The organism is Actinoalloteichus sp. GBA129-24 (assembly GCF_001941645.1).
In the GTDB taxonomy this organism is placed as follows: domain Bacteria; phylum Actinomycetota; class Actinomycetes; order Mycobacteriales; family Pseudonocardiaceae; genus Actinoalloteichus_A; species Actinoalloteichus_A fjordicus.
Map to the genome: position 1 here is coordinate 5109960 of NZ_CP016077.1, position 18873 is coordinate 5128832.

Annotated in this window: 12 protein-coding genes; 6 read left to right on the forward strand and 6 right to left on the reverse strand. The window is 70.6% G+C overall.

Annotated elements, in window-relative coordinates; all coding sequences use genetic code 11:
* Positions 1 to 53: 53 nt before the first annotated feature.
* Positions 54 to 1484, forward strand: a complete 1431-nt coding sequence (locus UA75_RS21810) for an aminotransferase class V-fold PLP-dependent enzyme (RefSeq protein WP_075744065.1) — start codon at positions 54 to 56, stop codon at positions 1482 to 1484.
* Between the two features lie 201 nt (positions 1485 to 1685).
* Here the strand turns inward: UA75_RS21810 and UA75_RS21815 are convergent, their stop codons facing one another.
* The 3 genes from UA75_RS21815 to pyk all read right to left on the reverse strand — a co-directional run bounded on the left by UA75_RS21815 (position 1686) and on the right by pyk (position 5362).
* Positions 1686 to 2759, reverse strand: coding sequence for a DUF368 domain-containing protein (locus tag UA75_RS21815; RefSeq protein ID WP_198042808.1), 1074 nt, complete (start codon positions 2757 to 2759; stop codon positions 1686 to 1688).
* A gap of 121 nt (positions 2760 to 2880) precedes the next feature.
* Positions 2881 to 3852, reverse strand: a complete 972-nt coding sequence (gene tesB / locus UA75_RS21820; protein WP_075741850.1) for an acyl-CoA thioesterase II — start codon at positions 3850 to 3852, stop codon at positions 2881 to 2883.
* An 85-nt stretch (positions 3853 to 3937) separates the two neighbouring features.
* Positions 3938 to 5362, reverse strand: coding sequence for a pyruvate kinase (pyk, locus tag UA75_RS21825; protein WP_075741851.1), 1425 nt, complete (start codon positions 5360 to 5362; stop codon positions 3938 to 3940).
* A gap of 234 nt (positions 5363 to 5596) precedes the next feature.
* Here pyk and UA75_RS33310 point away from each other — a divergent pair, with 234 nt between their 5' ends.
* The gene (locus UA75_RS33310; RefSeq protein WP_232237360.1) at positions 5597 to 6037 is read left to right on the forward strand and encodes a VanZ family protein; all 441 of its coding nucleotides are present in this window, start codon (positions 5597 to 5599) and stop codon (positions 6035 to 6037) included.
* A 138-nt stretch (positions 6038 to 6175) separates the two neighbouring features.
* On the opposite strand, the gene UA75_RS21835 is transcribed toward UA75_RS33310, so the two are convergent.
* A complete protein-coding gene (locus tag UA75_RS21835; RefSeq protein WP_075744066.1) occupies positions 6176 to 7561 on the reverse strand; it encodes a M28 family peptidase in 1386 nt (461 codons plus the stop codon).
* Positions 7562 to 7930: 369 nt separating this feature from the next.
* On the opposite strand from UA75_RS21835, the gene UA75_RS21840 reads away from it, so the two are divergent.
* Complete coding sequence (locus UA75_RS21840) at positions 7931 to 8773, forward strand: siderophore-interacting protein (protein WP_075741853.1); 843 nt, start codon at positions 7931 to 7933, stop codon at positions 8771 to 8773.
* A gap of 60 nt (positions 8774 to 8833) precedes the next feature.
* Here UA75_RS21840 and UA75_RS21845 read toward each other — a convergent pair whose 3' ends face one another.
* Together UA75_RS21845 and gltB are read right to left on the reverse strand one after the other, a co-directional pair.
* A complete protein-coding gene (locus UA75_RS21845) occupies positions 8834 to 10339 on the reverse strand; it encodes a glutamate synthase subunit beta (RefSeq protein WP_075741854.1) in 1506 nt (501 codons plus the stop codon).
* Positions 10332 to 14975, reverse strand: a complete 4644-nt coding sequence (gene gltB / locus UA75_RS21850; RefSeq protein ID WP_075741855.1) for a glutamate synthase large subunit — start codon at positions 14973 to 14975, stop codon at positions 10332 to 10334. The genes UA75_RS21845 and gltB overlap by 8 nt, the downstream gene beginning before the upstream one ends.
* 511 nt (positions 14976 to 15486) lie before the next feature.
* Between gltB and UA75_RS21855 the strand changes: the two genes are divergently transcribed.
* The 3 genes from UA75_RS21855 to UA75_RS21870 all read left to right on the forward strand — a co-directional run bounded on the left by UA75_RS21855 (position 15487) and on the right by UA75_RS21870 (position 18862).
* On the forward strand, positions 15487 to 16473 hold the full coding sequence (locus UA75_RS21855) for an ABC transporter substrate-binding protein (RefSeq protein WP_318533263.1): 987 nt from the start codon (positions 15487 to 15489) through the stop codon (positions 16471 to 16473).
* A gap of 512 nt (positions 16474 to 16985) precedes the next feature.
* Positions 16986 to 18077, forward strand: coding sequence for a FecCD family ABC transporter permease (locus tag UA75_RS21865; protein ID WP_412459526.1), 1092 nt, complete (start codon positions 16986 to 16988; stop codon positions 18075 to 18077).
* Entirely contained in the window at positions 18074 to 18862 is a 789-nt protein-coding gene (locus UA75_RS21870; protein ID WP_075741857.1) for an ABC transporter ATP-binding protein, read from the forward strand. Before UA75_RS21865 ends, UA75_RS21870 begins: the two co-directional genes overlap by 4 nt.
* Positions 18863 to 18873 lie beyond the last annotated feature (11 nt).

The following is an 18873-nucleotide window of genomic DNA, read 5'->3' on the forward strand; positions in this document are numbered from 1 at the left end:
ACGGCAGGCCTGCGGCTCGGGGACTAGCGTGGGTGTTCGTGCCCGGTACCGAGATGACCTCCGAGGAGTTCCGCGAGTTCGGCCACGCCGTCGTGGACTGGATAGCGGACTACCGCGCAGGCGTGGCCGACCTGCCCGTGCGTGGCGAGATTCGGCCGGGACGACTGTGGGAGCAACTGCCCGATCGGCTGCCCGAGGAGGGCGAGTCGCCTGCTGCGTTGCTGGCCGACCTCGACCGCGTCATCGTGCCCGCCCTGGCCCACTGGCAGCATCCGGCCTTCTTCGGCTACTTCCCGGCGAACTCCTCACTGGCCTCGGTGCTGGGCGACCTGCTCTCCAGCGGCCTCGGCGTCCAGGGCATCTCGTGGACGACCGCCCCGGCGTCGACCGAACTGGAGCAGTACCTGCTGGACCGGCTCGCCGAGGAGCTGGGGCTGCCCGCCGAGTTCACCTTCCCCGGCGGCGGAGGCGGCGTCATTCAGGACTCGGCGTCCTCCGCCGTCCTGGTCACGCTGCTCGCCGCACTCCACCGCGACTCCCTCGGTGCCTGGCGGTCGAGCGGACTCACCGGCGGGGAGGTCGTCTACGGATCGACGGAGACGCATTCCAGCCTGGCCAAGGCGGTCCGAGTGGCCGGTCTCGGCCACGACGGGCTGCGGCTGGTGCCGGTCGATCCCGTCACCCTGGCGATGCGGCCCGACGAGCTGGCCGAGGCCGTCGCCGAGGACGTGGCCGCCGGGCGCAGGCCGGTGCTGGTGTGCGCGACGGTGGGCACCACCGGGACCGGCGCGATCGACCCGCTGACCGAGATCGCCGCGATCTGCCGCGAACACGGGATCTGGCTGCACGTCGACGGCGCGTGGGCCGGGGTGGCCGCCCTGTGCCCCGAGCTGCGCGCGTTGTTCCCCGGGGTCGCCGAGGCGGACTCCTTCTGCACCAATGCGCACAAGTGGCTGATGACCGCCTTCGACTGCAGCCTGTACTGGACCCGCCATCCGGGAGTACTCGTCGACGCCCTGTCGATCCTGCCGGAGTATCTGCGCAACGCCGCAGGCGAGAGCAGGGCGGTCGTCGAGTACCGAGACTGGCAGATCCCCCTCGGCAGGCGATTTCGAGCGTTGAAGCTCTGGGCCGTGCTGCGTTGGTTCGGACTGCGGGGTCTGCGGGAACACCTTCGCCGCCACGTCGCGCTCGCGGCGGAACTGGCGGATCTCGTCCGCTCCGACGATCGGTTCACTCTGGTCACGGAGCCGTCCTTCGCCCTGGTCTGTCTCCGGGCGCACACCGGGAACGGTGCGGCGGCCGACGACCGCCGCACCGAGCGGCTACTCGCCTCGGTCAACAAGACCGGTCAGGCGTTTCTCAGTCACACGGCGGTGGATGGGCGCCCGGTGATACGGGTGGCGATCGGCGGCGTCACCACCGAGAGCAGACATGTCCTGGAGCTCTGGCGCCTTCTCCGGGAGGAGTTCGATCGGGCGTAGTCGAGGCTCGGCCTGCCTTCGCCACCGTCGGCCGGGGCCCGGCGTCAGCGGCCGGGTGTTCCTCGACCCACCCCGCCGCACGCTTTCCGCACATCCGGGCCCGACCGGCAGGCGAAGGGGTCCGCCGAGCTCAACGCCCTGCCTGCTCTCCGCGGTCGCCGACGACGGCGATGCCCCCTGGCGGGCACCCGCCCCAGGAGATCAGCGTCGGATGCGCTCGGTGGGTTCGTCCCCACTCGTCCGGGGGATGCGCATCGTCTCCTCATTCGGGGACACCGCAGCGTCCGCTCCCGCCTGCTCGGCGGCCTCGGCCGCCCGCTTGGCCGCGACCTGCTGCTCAGCGAAGACCAACACGAGCACCACGCCCGCCCCGGCGAGAGCGAGCAGGAGAACCGGGATCAGGTCTCCATCGGGTGACTGGGCCGCGCTGTCGGCGTCCTGCCACGGCCAGAGCGCACGCAGCGAGCCGATCATCAGGCCGGTCATGACCGCGAGAGTCGCCCGCCGACGATGCTCCAACAGCCACTGGAGGACCTTCACAAAGGTCCCAAGGCCGATCACCGCACCGAGCATGAACACGCCGATGTAGGTCAGGTCCCGCGCGTTGAGCGCATCCAGGGTCGGCTCGTAGAGCCCGACCACCATCATCAGGAACGATCCGGAGAGCCCGGGGAGCACCAGGGCGCAGACGGCGAAGGCCGCGACGATCCCGACCAGCCACAGCGGCGGGTCCTCGAACGCGCCGTAGGGCAGCCCGGTCAGCAGCAGCGCCGCCACGGCGGTGCCGATCAGCAGGACCCAGTGCAGCGGTCGTCTCAGCCCGCCCATCATTCGGACCGGGACCAGGATCGAGGCCGCCACCATGCCGATGAAGACCGCCCGCGACTCGACCGGATAGTCGTCGAGGATCGGGGTGAGCAGACGGGCCACCGTCACCACGGCGATCGCCATGCCCGCCAGGACCGCGCCCAGCAGCGCCCAGTCCGCTTTGGCGGCCTCGGCCTTCATCGGGGCGAAGTCCCGCCTGCGCAGCCCGGAGACCAGCAGTCGCATCATGGTCACCAGGTGGCCCGCTGAGGCGATCAGCCGTTCGTAAAGCCCGGTGACCAGCGCGACCGTGCCGCCACTGACTCCGGGGATGATCTCCACGGTGCCGATGAGGCCACCTGCCAGGAAGTTCAGCGGAGCCGATCTCCACGTCGTCGGTCGGAGCCGCGATCGTGGCTCCGGTGGGGATGTCGGCGAGGACTTCGGCGAGGGCTTCGGTGAGGGCACGGTAGGCACGATATCCGCCCGCCGTGCCGCACCGAATCACCGCGGTCTGCGGCTCCCCGGGTCGACGCAGCACTCCTGCCCCTGCCGGAACCATCGGCGACGGTCGCCGACGGAGCGGAGATCACGGGGAGACGCGGAGCAGCCCCTCCTGGACCACCGAGGCGATCAGCCTGCCGTCCCTGGTGAAGAAGCGGCCCGTGGCCAGGCCGCGCCCGCCGGATGCGCTGGGCGAGGCGCAGTCGTACAGGAACCACTCGTCGGCGCGGAACGGCCGGTGGAACCACATCGCATGATCGAGGCTCGCGCCCGCGACCCGATCGGTCCCCCAGTAGACGCCGTGGCGGGCGAGCACCGAGTCCAGCAACGTCAGGTCCGAGACGTAGGCGAGCAGGCACACGTGCAGCACCTCGTCGTCGGGCAGGCTCCCGGCGGCGCGCATCCAGACCTTGTTGTGCGCCTCCCTCGGACCGCTCTCCCTGGACAGCCACGGCGGGTCGTTGACGTAGCGCAGGTCGAACGGGCGGGGGGTCGTGGCGAACACCCCGAGCTTGTCCCGATAAGCCGCGACCCGATCCGCCCAGGTGGGCAGCGTCTCCGGGGCAGGCACCTCGGGCATCACCTCGGCATGATCCAGTCCGGTCTCGCGCATCTGATAGGAGGCCGAGAGGGAGAAGATCGCCTTGCCGTGCTGAACGGCGACCACACGCCGAGTCGTGAACGACCGGCCGTCGCGGATCCGGTCCACCTCGTAGACGATCGGGACGCTCGGGTCGCCGCCGCGGATGAAGTAGGCATGCAGCGAGTGCACATAACGATCGGCGGGCACCGTTCTGGTGGCGGCCACGAGGGCCTGCCCGGCGACCTGGCCGCCGAAGACCCGCACCGGGGACTCCGCCGGGCTCACGCCTCGGTAGAGGTTCTCCTCGATCCGCTCCAGATCGAGCAGTGTCACCAGCCGGTCCAGGACCGGTTGTCCGGACGCGACGTCGTCGCCCCCGACCTCGGCACGCCCGGCGGCGGCCGTGGACCGTGGCACGGCGTCCGAGCCGACTCCGGTCGGATCGGACGCCGCGTTGCGGTTCGTCTCGGTCATGCGGTCGTCTCGCGATCGACCGGCGGTGCGCCTCGCATGACTCGGAACGCTACCCCGCGAGACGGCGGGGCGGGCCCGGAAGGGCTCAGGCGTGGTCGTCCTCACCGAGCCGGTGAACACGGATCAGATTGGTGGAGCCGACCGTGCCGGGAGGCGAGCCCGCGACGATGACGACCAGGTCGCCGCGCTGGTAACGACCCATCGAGAGCATCGCCAGGTCGACCTGCTCCACCATGCGGTCGGTGGAGTCGACCTTGTCCACCAGGAACGTCTCGGTGCCCCAGGTCATGGACAGCTGCCTGAGCACCTCCGGCTCCGGGGTGAAGGCCAGCAGGGGCAGCGAGGTGTGCAGCCGGGCCACTCGGCGCACCGTGTCGCCGGACTGGGTGAAGGCGACCAGCGCCTTGGCGTTGAGCCGCTCGCCCACGTCGCGGGCCGCGTAGGAGATGACGCCCCGCTTGGTCCTCGGAACGTGGGTCAGCGGCGGGACCACGGTCGTCTCGGTCTCCACCGCCTCGATGATGCGGGCCATGGTCAGGACGGTCTCGACCGGATAGCGCCCGACGCTGGTCTCGCCGGACAGCATCACCGCGTCGGTGCCGTCGAGCACGGCGTTGGCCACGTCCGAGGTCTCGGCGCGGGTCGGCCTGGAGTTGTTGATCATCGATTCGAGCATCTGGGTGGCCACGATGACCGGCTTGGCGTTCTCCCTGGCGATCTGGATCGCCCGCTTCTGCACGAGCGGCACCTGCTCCAGGGGCAGTTCGACGCCCAGGTCGCCTCTGGCGACCATCACGCCGTCGAAGGCCAGCACGATGGCCTCCAGGTTCTCCACCGCCTCCGGCTTCTCCAGCTTCGCCACGACGGGGAGTCTGCGGCTGCCCACGCGGTCCATTACCTGATGGGCCAGGTCGATGTCGGCAGGCGAGCGGACGAAGGACAGCGCGATGAAGTCGACTTCGAGCGAGAGCGCGAACTCGAGGTCCGCGATGTCCTTCTCGGAGAGCGCCGGGACGCTGACGTCCATGCCGGGCAGCGAGAGGCCCTTGTTGTCACTGACGGGGCCGCCCTCGGTCACCTCGCAGACGACGTCCGACCCCTCGACGGCCGTGACCACCAGGCCGACCTTGCCGTCGTCGACCAGCAGACGATCGCCCACCTTCGCGTCGTCGGCCAGCCCCTTGTAGGTGGTGGACACGCGGTCGTGGGTTCCCACCACGTCCTCGACGGTCACGCGCACCGTCTTGCCCGTCTCCCACTCCACCGGGCCGCCCGCGAACCGACCGAGTCGGATCTTGGGTCCCTGGAGATCGGCGAGCACTCCCACGGCGCGTCCGGACTCCCGGGCGGCTTCACGGACCAGCTCGTACACGCGCTTGTGCTCCGCGTGCTCGCCATGACTGAAATTCATCCGGGCGACATCCATGCCCGCACGAACGAGGTCCCGGATCTTCTCCGGGGTCGCGGTGGCAGGGCCCAGCGTACAAACGATCTTCGCACGTCGACTCACGTCTGGTCAGCGTAGTCCGCCCACTGGACCGATTCTGCCCCACGCGGCAGAAAAGTTGTCTCATTCTGCAGTCGATCAGTCGTTCGAGCACCGGGAGTGACCGGTCTGCCCACCCAGGGCAGCCTGGGCGAGCCGCTCACCTGCGCGGAGTGGGTGATCCGCGACTCGCAGCGACGGCGCAACCGGCCCGGCGCGCGGCCCGGCCGGTTGCGGCCGGCGTGCGAGACTGCTCGCGTGTCGCTCCGGCAGCTGCTCTTCCCCCTCGCCGTGCTGATCAGCCTCGTGGTGTTCTTCATGCCCGCGGGCGGGGTGCCCTCGGCGCCGCCCGGCACGGACAAGGTGGTCCACGGGGCGGTGTTCGCCATGCTGGCGGTGACCGGGCTCCTGGCGGCCGTCTCCCGGCTGCCGCTGTCGCTCGGCCTCGTCGGCTATGCCTGCCTCACCGAGGTGCTTCAGGCCGTCCTCCCGCTGGGCCGCAGCGGCGATCCATGGGACGTGCTCGCCGACCTCGTCGGGCTCGGCATCGGCTGGGGACTCGTCCGGTTCGGCGGGCGGCTCGCTTCGCGTCGCTCCTCGGCGTCCCGTGCCGACCCGTCGCAGGCGTCGGCCGCCCCGGCGGAAGCCTCGGCGACCGTCGCCGAAGCCCCGAGCCGGGATCTGAACGCGGCCTCCTGAGGCGGCAGGAGCAGCGCCGGGAGTCCGACGCCAGGAGACTCCCTCTGGTCGAGCCGGATCGTCCTCGGCACCGACGTCGGGCCTCGGCGGTTGACGGCGGACCGGGCCCCGCCATGCGACGAGGCCCGCTCACACCGCTCAGCGCGCCCTGGCCACCTCGTACACGGCCGAACCGACCAGTTCGAGGGAGACCTGCAGCCGTTCGTTGCTGACGTTGCCCGCCACGGTGTCCTCCGGCGTGTGATAGACGGGCTCCAGCAGGTGCGGTCCCGCCTCCCCTCGCCAGCTGAAGTTGGCCGCCGCGATCCCGCGCTCGTGGAACGGGACGTGGTCGCTGCCGCCGCGCGCCGTGGGGCCCGCGACGTCGGCCAGGTAGCCCAGTCGGGACGCGGCCTGGGCGACCGTGGCGGTGGCGAGGTTGTCCGCGCCGTCGACGGATAAGAGCCAGTACAGGTCCGCAGGCGGGTGGCTGGTGGCGACCATGTCGTTCTGGAAGCACGCGGCGATCCGACCTGCGGCATGGTCGTCGAGCTGGTTCACGTAGTAGCGGGAGCCGATCAAACCCTGCTCCTCCGAGCCCCAGAGCGCGAACCGCAGCGCCTTCTGGGTCGGCAGGCGCCGCAGGACGCGAGCCAGTTCCAGGCAGAGCGCCGAGCCGCTGGCGTCGTCGTTGGCGCCGGGCGAACCGGGCACCGAGTCGTAGTGCGCGCCCACCATGACGACCTCGTCTCCGGCGGGAAGGGAAGCAGGTCGTTCCGCGAGCACGTTGTACGAGGTGAGACCGGTGTGCGCCGTGACGATCACCCGCAGGCGCACCGGCCCGGCGACCAGCCGTCGACGCAGCCACTCGCCGTGGGCCTGGCCGAGACCGAGCACCGGCACCCCGACGGGCGCCGCCAGGGTGGGCAGGAACGCGCCTGCCTTGCGCTCCGGATCGGCGGACGCGGCGATCAGCAGCACGCCTGCCGCGCCGCGTTCGACGGCGCCGCGCACCTGAGCGTCCCGGTCGGCGGTCCGGTGGTCGATCAGGGCGAACTGTCCGGTGACGTCTCGACCGGAGTAGTCGGTGTCGTTCCCGACTCCCCCGCCGCGCACGTCCACCACGGCGGCCTGGACCTCCGTGTCGAATGCGCCCTGCGGAGAGGCGCTGGCCTGCCATCTCTCGCCGTCGGGCAGGACGAGGTCGGCGAGGTACTTGTCCGCGACGGGGAAGGGCTGGCGGGTGACCTGATAACCCAGCTCCTCGAACCGCGCGGCGGCGTAGTCGGCGGCGCGGTGCTCGGACTCGGTGCCGCCGATCCGAGGGCCGATGGTCCCGGCGAGATGCTGGATGTGGGTCAGGGCTCGCCGGGCGTCGACCGAGGCCGCCACCGCACGGTCTCCGAGCCCGAGCGTCGGCGCGGAGCCCGCACCCGGCCGCACCCTCGGCGCGGCGAACGCGTTCGAGGTGGTGGCGCCGACCATGGCGAACGCCGCCAGTGCGGCCGCTCCCCCGATGAGATCGCGGCGCTTGAGTCCTGACATCCGACCACTCCCCGCCCCGAGCGCGATCCGCTCGCAGAATTCGACCAAAAGTCACCGTGTGTAGCCATCAACCAAAATTCGGCACATCGTCACACGAACAGGTGCCCAAATTTGGAATCTACGGCGCGGGAAATCGACTGACAAGCATCGCTGCGTTCACGAGCAGCGGTTAGTTCCCCACTGGAGTGACACCGATCAGGGGAGGCGGGTTCGAAGGCGCAGGCGGACGGTCCCCGCCTGCGGCGCGGCGGCGAGCCGCGATCGGCGACCGACCGGCCTGCTCGCGAATCGCCCCCGGCGGGGCATGTTAGGGTGCCCTTAGTTCCTGGGGACGTATCGGCAAGACCGAAGGAGAGGCGACACCGGTCGATGGGCATCGCGCAGCAGGAGATCCGCGTCCTGCGTTACGAGCTGCGGCCTCGGCTGCTCCAGGTGACCAGGGTGGTTCGCATCACTCCGCGAACCACGCGGATCACGTTGGCGGGCGACGACCTCGACGGCTTCCAGACCAACGACTACGCCGACCACGTCAAACTGTGCTTCCCGGAGCCGGGCGCCGAACTGCCCACGATGCCCACCCTCGGCGAGCGAGGCATCGTCCCGCCGCCGACGGACGGGCCGCAGCCGATCTTCCGGGACTACACGGTGCGACGCTTCGACCCCGAGGCAGGCGAGCTGGACATCGACTTCGTTCTGCACCCGCACGGCATCGCGGGACGCTGGGCCACCGACGCCGTCCCCGGCGCTCGCCTCGGCGTACTCGGGCCGCGCGGTTCGCACCTGGTGCCGAACGACTTCGACTGGTATCTCCTCGCGGGCGACGAGACGGCGCTGCCCGCCATCGGGCGCCGCCTGGCCGAGCTCGCCGAGCTGCACCCGACCACCCGGGTGCAGGCCTTCGTCGAGGTCGACGGCCCCGCCGAGGAGCAGGACCTGCGTCGTCCGCCCGACACCCGACTGACCTGGCTGCACCGCGACGGCACCGAGGCGGGCGGGCGCGAGCTACTGCACGAGGCGCTCTCGGCGTTCACCACGCCCGAGGCTGCGGGTTACGTCTGGGTCGCGGGCGAGGCAGGCGACCTCAAGCCGATCCGCCGTCATCTACGGTCCCTCGGTCTCAACCGCAGGCACTACAAGGTCGACGGCTACTGGAAGCGCGGCGCGGTCAAGCATGATCACCATGTCGAGGACGACGGCGACGCCGAGGCGTGAGCCGTCGAAAGCGGTGAACGGGACGCCCGAGCGCGTCGGACGTCCCGTTCGGTGCTCTCGTCAGACCACGGCCAGCGGAAGGGCCGTGGGGTGTACCGGCGACGGCAGGATCGAGTCGCCGGTCAGGTACGAGTCGACCGCGTTGGCCACCGAACGGCCTTCGGCGATGGCCCAGACCACGAGCGACGCGCCCCGGTGGGCATCGCCGCAGACGAAGACTCCCGGCGCGCTGGTCTCCCAGTTCGAGCCGCAGCCGATGGTGCCCCGGCCGGACAGCGAGATCCCCAGCTCGTCCAACAGGGGCATCGGCTCGACGCCCTCGAAACCGATCGCCAGCAGCACCAGGTCGCAGGGCAGCCGATCAACCTCGGCGGAGGCGGGCACCACCCGCCGCACGCCCTGTTCGTCGCGCTGCACCTTCACCCGCCGCAGCTCGATCTCGCGGACGTGCCCGGCCTCGTCGCCGATGAAGCGTTCCACGGCGACCTCGTATCGCCGCTCGCCGCCCTCCTCGTGCGCCGGGTAGTTGCGCAGGATCAGCGGCCAGCTCGGCCACGGCGACCGCGCGTCGTCTCGCGCTGTGGGCGGCTTCGGGTACTGGTCGAGCTGAAGGACGCTCGCCGCCCCCTGCCGATGCGCCGTGCCCAGACAGTCGGCACCGGTGTCCCCGCCGCCGATGATCACGACGTGGCTGCCCTCGGCGCTGATCGACGTCGGTCCGTCGCCCTCGCACTCCCGATTGGCAGGCACCAAGTGCTCCATCGCCAGGTGCACGCCGGTCAGCTCCCGCCCGACGATGTCCGGGGCGTCCCGACCGCGCAGCGCGCCGACGGCCAGCACGACCGCGTCGTAGTCGGCGCGCAGCTGCTCGACGGTGAGGTCAACACCGACCTCGCATCCGGTCACGAACCCGGTGCCCTCGGCCCGCATCTGCGCCAGCCGCCGGTCCAGGACGCGCTTCTCCATCTTGAACTCGGGAATGCCGTAGCGGAGCAGGCCGCCCAGCCGGTCGTCCCGCTCGAAGACGGTGACGTCATGACCGGCTCTGGTGAGCTGCTGAGCTGCGGCGAGCCCTGCGGGTCCCGAGCCGACGACGGCCACCCTCCTGCCGGAGGAGATCGTCGCGGGCTGCGCGGCCACCGACCCGTTGTCCCAGTTCACGTCCGCGATGCTCTGCTCGACGCGCTTGATCGCGACCGCGCCGCCCGCCAGCGGCGACACCGCGAGCACGCAGCCCGCCTCGCAGGGCGCGGGGCAGAGCCTGCCGGTGAACTCAGGGAAGTTGTTGGTGGCGTGCAGCCGCTCGCCCGCCTCGGTCCACTGACCGCGCCGGACGAGGTCGTTCCACTCCGGGATCAGGTTGCCCAGCGGGCAGCCCGTCGTCTCGGAATGACAGAACGGAATGCCGCAGTCCATGCACCGGGCAGCCTGGGTGCGGACCTCGTCGTCCCGCCGCTCCGGTGGCAGCGCGGCGTAGACCTCCTGCCAGTCGCCCAGCCGCTCGTCGACGGGACGCTTGCCCGGCTCAGTCCTGCCGTGCTTGAGAAAGCCGTGTGGATCAGCCACGGGACGCCTCCATGATCGCCTCGTCCTCGTCGCGGCCCTCGGCGCGGGCGATGCGCACCGCCTCCAGGACACGCTGGTAGTCGCCGGGCATCACCTTGGTGAACCCTGGCGAACGGCGCGGCCAGTCGCCCAGCAGGGACGCCGCCACCGCCGAGCCGGTGGCCTCGTGATGCCGCTGCACGATCTCGCGCAGCCACCGCAGGTCGTCCGGACTGGGCCGCTGCAACTCGACCATCGCCGGGTTGACCATCCTCGGATCGAGGTCGAGCACGAACGCGATGCCGCCGGACATCCCCGCCGCGAGGTTGCGACCGGTTCCGCCGAGCACCACGGCCCGCCCCCCGGTCATGTACTCGAACGCGTGATCGCCGACGCCCTCGGCCACCAGCAGTGCACCCGAGTTGCGCACGGCGAAGCGCTCGCCGACCTGTCCACGGAGGAAGATCTCCCCCGACGTCGCGCCGTAGCCGATGACGTTGCCCGCGATCACCTGATGCTCGGCGACGAACGAGGCATCCGGATGCGGCCGCACCACGATCCGGCCGCCCGACAGGCCCTTGCCGACGAAGTCGTTCGCGTCGCCGATCAGGTCGAGCGTGATCCCCGACGGCAGGAACGCCCCGAGGGACTGGCCCGCAGAGCCGGTCAGCTCCACCGTGACGGTGCCGTCGGGCAGGCCTTCCCCGCCGAACCGGCGGGTCACCTCGGAGCCGAGCAGGGTGCCGACCGTCCGGTTGACGTTGCGCACCGGCAGCTCCAGCCGCACGACGTGGGCGTCCTCCAAGGCTGCCTCGGCGAGCTGGATCAACGTCCGGTCCAGCGCGTGGTCCAGCCCGTGATCCTGGTCGCGAACCCGACGACGCATCGTTCCGTAGGCGGCGGTGCCGTCCGCGATGCCGACCGGGACGGCGAAGACCGGGGTGAGATCCAGGCCCTCGGCCTTCCAGTGGTCCACGGCCTCGCGGGTGTCGAGCATCTCGGCGTGGCCGATCGCCTCGTCCAGCGTGCGGAACCCGAGCTCCGCGAGCAGCTCACGAACCTCCTCGGCCACGAACTGGAAGAAGGTCTCCACGAACTCCGGCTTGCCGGTGTAGCGCTTGCGCAGGTCGGGATTCTGCGTCGCGATACCCACCGGACAGGTGTCCAGGTGGCAGACGCGCATCATCACGCACCCCGCCACCACCAGCGGCGCGGTGGCGAAGCCGTACTCCTCGGCGCCGAGCAGCGCCGCGACGAGCACGTCTCGGCCCGTCTTCATCGCGCCGTCGACCTGCACGGTGATCCGGTCGCGCAGCCCGTTGAGCAGCAGCGTCTGCTGTGTCTCGGCGAGCCCGACCTCCCACGGCGTCCCCGCGTGCTTCAGCGAGGTCAACGCCGCGGCACCCGTGCCGCCGTCGTGACCAGAGATCAGCACCACGTCGGCGTGCGCCTTGGCCACGCCCGCCGCCACCGTGCCGACGCCGACCTCGCTGACGAGCTTCACGTGCACCCTGGCCCGCTCGTTGGCGTTCTTCAGGTCGTGGATGAGCTGGGCGAGGTCCTCGATCGAGTAGATGTCGTGATGCGGCGGCGGGGAGATCAGTCCGACACCCGGCGTCGAGTGTCGAGTGCGAGCGATCCAGGGATAGACCTTGTAGCCGGGCAGCTGCCCGCCCTCGCCGGGCTTGGCACCCTGAGCCATCTTGATCTGGATGTCCGTGGAGTTGACCAGATATTCACTGGTCACACCGAAACGACCCGACGCGACCTGCTTGATCGCCGACCGACGCTCCGGGTCGTAGAGGCGCGCGGTCTCCTCGCCGCCCTCCCCGGTGTTGGACCGACCGCCGAGCCGGTTCATCGCGATCGCCAGCGTCTCGTGGGACTCGGCCGAGATGGAGCCGTAGGACATCGCGCCGGTGTTGAAGCGCTTGACGATGGCCGAGACCGGTTCCACCTCCTCCAGCGGGATGGCGGGCCGTTCGCCCTCGCGGAAGCGGAACAGCCCTCGCAGCGTGCCGCCTGCCTTGGCCAGCCGGTCGACCTCGGCGGTGTACTTGCGGTACACGTCCATCTGACGGGTCTTGGTGGCGTGCTGCAGCAGAAAGACGGTCTCGGGGCTGAACAGGTGCAGTTCGCCCTCGCGGCGGTAGGCGTACTCGCCGCCGACCTCCAGCCGCCGATGCGACCGATCGGTCGGATTCTCGGGGTAGGCGAGCCGATGGCGGCGGGCCACCTCCTCGGCGAGTACGTCCAGCCCGACGCCGCCCAGCTTGGAGACCGTCCCGGTGAAGTACTCCCGGACGACGTCCCCGGCCAGCCCGACAGCTTCGAAGACCTGCGCTGCCGTGTAGGCGCCCACGGTGGAGATACCCATCTTGGACATCACCTTCAGGACGCCCTTCACCAGGGCCTGGACGTAGTTGCGCACCGCCTTGGCAGGCTCGATGCCGGTGATCTCCCCCGTCGAGACCATGTCCTCGATGGTCTCGAAGGCCAAGTAGGGGTTGACCGCAGCGGCTCCGTAGCCGAGCAGCAGCGCGATGTGGTGCACCTCTCGCGCATCGCCGGACTCCACCACCAACGCGACCTGCAGGCGTTCCTTGGACCGGACCAGGTGGTGGTGCACCGCCGAGACCAGCAACAACGCCGGGATGGGCGCGTGCGCGTGATCGGAGTCGCGATCGGACAGGACCAGGACCCTGGCGCCGCCCGCGATGGCGGCGCTCGCCTCGCGACGGACCCGGTCGATCGCCTGGACCAGCGCGTCGCCGCCCCCGTCGACCTCGTAGAGCCCGGAGACGACGCTACAGGCGAAACCGGGGAGGTCGCCGTCGTCGTTGATATGGATCAGCTTCGCCAGCTCGTCGTTGTCGATCACGGGCCGAGCCAGCACGACGTGCCTGCACGACGCGGGCGAGGGATCGAGCAGGTTGTGCTCCGGCCCCATCACCCGCGCCACCGACGTGACGATCTCCTCGCGGATCGCGTCAAGCGGGGGGTTGGTGACCTGGGCGAAGCCCTGCACGAAGTAGTCGTAGAGCATGCGAGACCGCGCCGAGAGCGCCGCGACCGGGGTGTCCGATCCCATCGAGCCGGTCGGCTCGGCGCCGGTGACGGCCATCGGCGTCAGCAGCACCCGCAGCTCCTCCTCCGTGTAACCGAAGGTGAGCTGTCGCCGGACCACCGAGTCGTGACTCTGCACGACGTGGTCCCGATCGGGCAGCGTGTTCAGCTTCACCATGCCCGCGTGCAGCCACTCCGCGTAAGGCCGCTCGGCGGCCAGGCTGCTCTTGACCTGGTCGTCGTCGACGATCACGCCGGCCTCGGTGTCGATCAGGAACATGCGGCCGGGCTGCAGTCTGCCCTTGGCCACCACCTGCTCCGGCGCGATGTCGAGCACGCCTGCCTCGCTGGCCAGCACGACGCGGTCGTCCGCGGTGCGCCACCAGCGCGCAGGCCGCAGGCCGTTGCGGTCGAGCACCGCGCCGACCAGGGTCCCGTCGCTGAAGGTGACGCACGCGGGACCGTCCCACGGCTCCATCAGGCTGGCGTGGAACTTGTAGAACGCCCGCCGAGCCGGATCCATGCCGGTGTGGTTCTCCCACGCCTCCGGGATCATCATCAGCACCGCGTGCGGCAGGCTCCGCCCGGTCAGGTGCAGCAGTTCCAGCACCTCGTCGAAGGACGCGGAGTCGGAGCCGTCCTCGGCACAGATGGGGAACAGGCGGTCCAGGTCGGCGTCACCGCCATCGGGGTTCGAGCCGTCGGCGTGCAGGCCCTCGGGGTTCGGTCGCCGCGCCAGGTGGTCGGAGGCCAGCAGCGCCTCTCTGGCAAGCATCCGGTTCCGGTTGCCGCGAATCGTGTTGATCTCGCCGTTGTGGGCGACGAAGCGGAACGGGTGCGCCAGGGGCCAGGAGGGGAAGGTGTTGGTCGAGAACCGGCTGTGCACCAGGGCGATGGCGCTGATCAGCCGGGGATTGCGCAGGTCTGGGAAGAACGCCGGGAGCTGTTCGGTGGTGAGCATCCCCTTGTAGACCAGGGTCCGGGAGGACAGCGAGGGGAAGTACACCCCGCAGCCCGCTCGCACGGTCTCCCGCTCGGCGCGCTTACGGAGGCAGAAGGCCATTCGGTCCAGCTCGAGCCCGGCGGCCTGCTCGCCGTCGGCGTTCGGCAGGCCCTCGGCGAGGAGCATCGCGAAGTGGGGCATACAGGAGCGCGCACTGGGACCGACGTCCGCGCCGTCGGGATCGACCGGCACGTCCCGCCAGCCGAGGACGCGCAGTCCCTCCTCCGCCGCCAACTCCGCCACCACGGCCTTCGCCGCATCACGATCCGTCTCGTCCACTGGCAGGAAGGCCATCCCCGCGACATAACGATGCGCGCCGCTCGCAGCAGGCTCGGGAAGCCGCACGCCGCTCTCCGCGCGAAGCAGCCGGTCCGGGAGCTGGAGCAGGATGCCCGCACCGTCCCCGCTGCTGGGCTCCGCGCCCGCAGCTCCCCGGTGGTCGAGATTCGCCAATGCGATGAGCGCATCGCGCACGATGTCGTGGGACCGACGTCCCTTGACATCGGCGACCATCGCCACGCCGCACGAGTCGCGCTCGTCCTCCGGGTGGTACAGGCCCTGCGGGCCCGGGATGGCGGAGAAGATCACGAACAGACCTCCCTCGTCGTCCTGTCGGCTTGGATCAAGCCGGTGGTGGGTGGTCGGGACGACGGTGGCCCGCGGTTAATGCGCCCGTAACCTGGGATGGGCGATCAGTACATGGGACTGTAACAGCCATGTGAATAATTACGAGACCCTCGAAAGTGATCCTCGCCATGCATGGTAACGCTTTGGCATACTGAACCGATACCACAGATCACCTGGTATTTCAGCGCTTCCAGCCAGGTTACCGTGCGCCGTTGCGACAGGCGTTTCGCCTGGTAGGGTCCGCTCGCCAGCAGGTCAACCGCCTGCAGGCGCCTCCAGATGGCCGAAGTCCGGTGCGAGTCCGGCGCTGTGCCGCAACTGTAATGCCCCGTCTCGGGGACGAGCCAGGTCGACCACCGGAGCGCGACGCCAACACTCCCGACGCAGGGGTTAACGCGTCCACCGGATCATCGTCTCCCACGGTCCTGCGGATCGCCGTCTACCCGACGTCGGCCGAGCACGAGGAACCGCTGTGATCAACTCGAACCCGCAGGCGCCCCTCGGCGCCACCCGCCGACGCCCGCATCGCGGGCCCGCCGCGCTGCTGCTCCTGGCGCTGGTGGGGGTGCTGGGACTCACGGGCTGCGCGAGCCGCGAAGAGTCCGTCGACACCTCGGCGGAGCAGGTCGACGGCGACTTCCCGGTGGAGGTCTCCGTCGCAGGCGGCGCGCCGGTCACCATCGACCGACGGCCCGTCCAGATCGTCTCGCTCAGCCCCAGCGCCACCGAGATGCTCTTCGCCATCGGCGCGGGCGATCAGGTCATCGCCGTCGACGACAACTCGGATTACCCGCCGGAGGCGCCGACCAGCGACCTCTCCGGCTTCTCTCCCAGCCCCGAGGCCGTCGCCGACCAGAATCCGGACCTGGTGGTCGCCTCCGCCGACTCCGAGGGGCTCGTCGAGGGCATGGGCGCCGTGGACGTGCCGGTGCTGCTGCTCCCGGCCGCCGAGGACCTGTCCGACACCTACGCCCAGATCGAGGCCCTCGGCGAGGCCACCGGCCACGCCGAGCCTGCCCGCGCCCTCGCCGCCGACCTGGAGAACCAGATCGACGAGATCGTGGCCGCAGCCGAGGTCCCCGAAGGACTGAGCTTCTACCACGAGGTGACCGAGGACCTCTACAGCGTCGGATCGGCGACCTTCATCGGCCAGATCTACGGCTTGTTCGGCATGACCAACATCGCGGACGAGGCAGCCGGGGGCGGCGACTACCCACAGCTCGCGAACGAGTTCGTCGTCGACGGCAATCCCGATCTGATCTTCCTGGCCGACGTCGACTGCTGCGGACAGTCCGCCGAGACGATCGCCGAACGTCCCGGCTGGGAGACGATGACCGCAGTCCAGACGGGTGCTGTCGTGCTGCTCGACGACGACGTGGCCTCCCGCTGGGGCCCTCGAGTGGTGGAGTTCGTCGACGCCGTCGCCGAGGCCGCAGGCACCACCGAACAGTCCGGCTGATCCCGACCCGCCCAGGCCGTGACGGCGTCGGGCGCGGGCCGACCGCCGCCCGCAGGCCTGCCGATGTGCCGAGCCGGTATTTGCAGGCCAAGGAAGTCGGGAGGGCGGCAGGTGACGAACGGCGGCAGGTGACGGAGCACAGCCGGCTACCACCCGTCGGTCTGGTCCGCGGCTGTCAGACCGGCGGCTGTCTGTGCGCGGCTGTCTGTGCGGCGGCGGTCAGGCCGACGGCTGTCTGTGCGGCGGCGGTCTGTGCGCCGGCTGTCCGTGCGGGGGGTGGCGCCTTGGCCCTCCGAACCGCAGCCGTCATCACCGGCTCGGACGGCCCTGACACCACCGACCAGCTCCCGTCCGCGCAGGGCGCCCGACGACCAAGGCGCCCGACATACTCAGGCCCGCCGCTGCCGACCGGCCGGATGAAGATCGAGGCGGCGGCGCCCGACAGCGCCTCCCGCCTGCTCTCGTCCCCGAACAGCCGGACCGCACGCCCGAGAAGGAGTCCCGAGCCCGCCGTGAGCACCTCCGACCCGCATCGGGGCCGCCGGACCGCATCCGCCGACTCGGCCCCGCCCGTCGCCGTGCTGCCTCGCCCCACCCGACTGCGGCCGCGACATCTCATCGTCGGCACCGCCGCGCTGCTGGCGGTGGTCACGGTCTCGGTGCTGATCGGCGCGGTCGACCTCGGCCCGACACGGGTGCTCGCCGAGATCGCCGCCCAGTTGACCGGTGGCGTCTCCCCGCTGTCGGAACGAGAGGCAGCCATCCTCTGGCAGCTCCGCGTTCCGAGGGTGGTGCTCGCCTGCCTGGTCGGCGCAGCGTTGGCTTCGGCAGGTGCCGCGTTCCAGGGTGTCTTCCGCAATCCCCTGGCGGACCCGTACCTGCTCGGTGCGGCTGCGGGCGCCGGGCTGGGCGCCACACTCGCGCTCACCGTTCTGCCCAGCACCGCAGACTGGGTCCTCGGCCCGGTCCAACTGGCGGCCTTCATCGGCTCGCTGGGTGGCGTCAGTCTGGCCTGGCTGCTGGGCCGATCGGCGGCGGCCGGGTCGGCGACGCTCGTTCTCGCTGGTGTCGCGGTCGCCTCCTTTCTGACGGCGGGACAGACGCTGGTGCAGCAACTGCACACCGAGGATCTACGGCGGATCTACGCCTGGGTGCTCGGCGGGATCAGCACGACCGGCTGGCACGACGTGCTGCTGGTCCTGCCGTACGTGGTGTTCTGCTCTGCGGTGTTGTGCGCCTGCGGACGGCTGCTGGATCTGCTCGGAGTCGGCGATGAGGAGGCCACCGCCCTCGGGGTGCGACCAGGCCGGGTACGCCTGGCCGTACTGGTCGCGGCCTCGCTGGCGACGGCCGCCGCCGTGTCCGTGGCCGGACTGATCGGCTTCGTCGGCATCGTGGTGCCGCATCTGGTACGGCTGATGGTGGCGAGCAGTTACCGGGTGGTCGTGCCGCTCTCCCTTCTGGGCGGCGGCGCGTTCCTGGCCGCCGCAGACGTGGTGGCTCGAACGGTTGTCGCCCCCGCCGAGCTGCCTATCGGAGTGATCACCGCCTTCGCAGGCGCCCCCTTCTTCGCCCTCATACTGCGAACGAGGAGTCGAGGATGACGGCACTGAGCATCACCGGCCTGACCGTGAGCTATCGGACCGGCCCGGTGTTGACCGATGCGGTCGCCACCGTCGGCGTGGGCGACTGGCTCGGAGTGATCGGCCCCAACGGCGCAGGCAAATCGACCCTCCTCAAAGCCGTCGCCGGCCTGGTGCCTCATCAGGGCTCGGTGACCGTCGATGATCGCCCGCTACACACGATGACCACTCGCGAGCGAGCCAGGGCGATCGGCTACTCCCCGCAGATCCCCCAGATCCCTCCCGGCATCTCCGTCACCGACTACGTACTGCTGGGCCGCGCCCCGTACCTGCCCGCGCTGGGCAGGGAGGGCCGTCGAGATCTCGCGGTGGTCGGCGATGTGCTCCTGAGGCTGGACCTCGTGTCGCTGGCTGATCGCGAGCTGCGAACCCTCTCCGGTGGAGAACGGCAACGGGCCGTGCTCGCCAGGGTGCTCGCCCAACAACCCCGCCTGCTCCTGCTGGACGAGCCGACCACCGGCCTCGACGTCGGCCATGCGCAGGCGCTTCTGGAGCTGGTGGATCGACTGCGCATCGAGGACGGGGTCACCGTCGTCAGCACGCTGCATGATCTGACCCTCGCGGGGCAGTACTCCACGCGCCTGCTCCTGTTGGATCACGGGCGGGTGGTGGCGGACGGCGCACCTCAGGACGTCCTGACCGAGTCGCTGCTCGCCGCGCACTATGACGCCACGGTCGCCGTCGTGACTGCTCCCGATGGCAGCCGAGTCGTCGCCCCGGTCCGTGGTCACACGACGGGGCCGTGACAGGCCGTGCC

What these genes read in the sequence shown, in the direction of transcription:
- UA75_RS21810 (WP_075744065.1), top strand. Translation starts at nt 54, where the DNA reads ATGACCTCCGAGGAGTTCCGCGAGTTCGGCCACGCCGTCGTGGACTGG.
- tesB (WP_075741850.1), bottom strand. Translation starts at nt 3,852, where the DNA reads ATGACCGAGACGAACCGCAACGCGGCGTCCGATCCGACCGGAGTCGGC.
- UA75_RS21835 (WP_075744066.1), bottom strand. Translation starts at nt 7,561, where the DNA reads ATGTCAGGACTCAAGCGCCGCGATCTCATCGGGGGAGCGGCCGCACTG.
- UA75_RS21840 (WP_075741853.1), top strand. Translation starts at nt 7,931, where the DNA reads ATGGGCATCGCGCAGCAGGAGATCCGCGTCCTGCGTTACGAGCTGCGG.
- UA75_RS21870 (WP_075741857.1), top strand. Translation starts at nt 18,074, where the DNA reads ATGACGGCACTGAGCATCACCGGCCTGACCGTGAGCTATCGGACCGGC.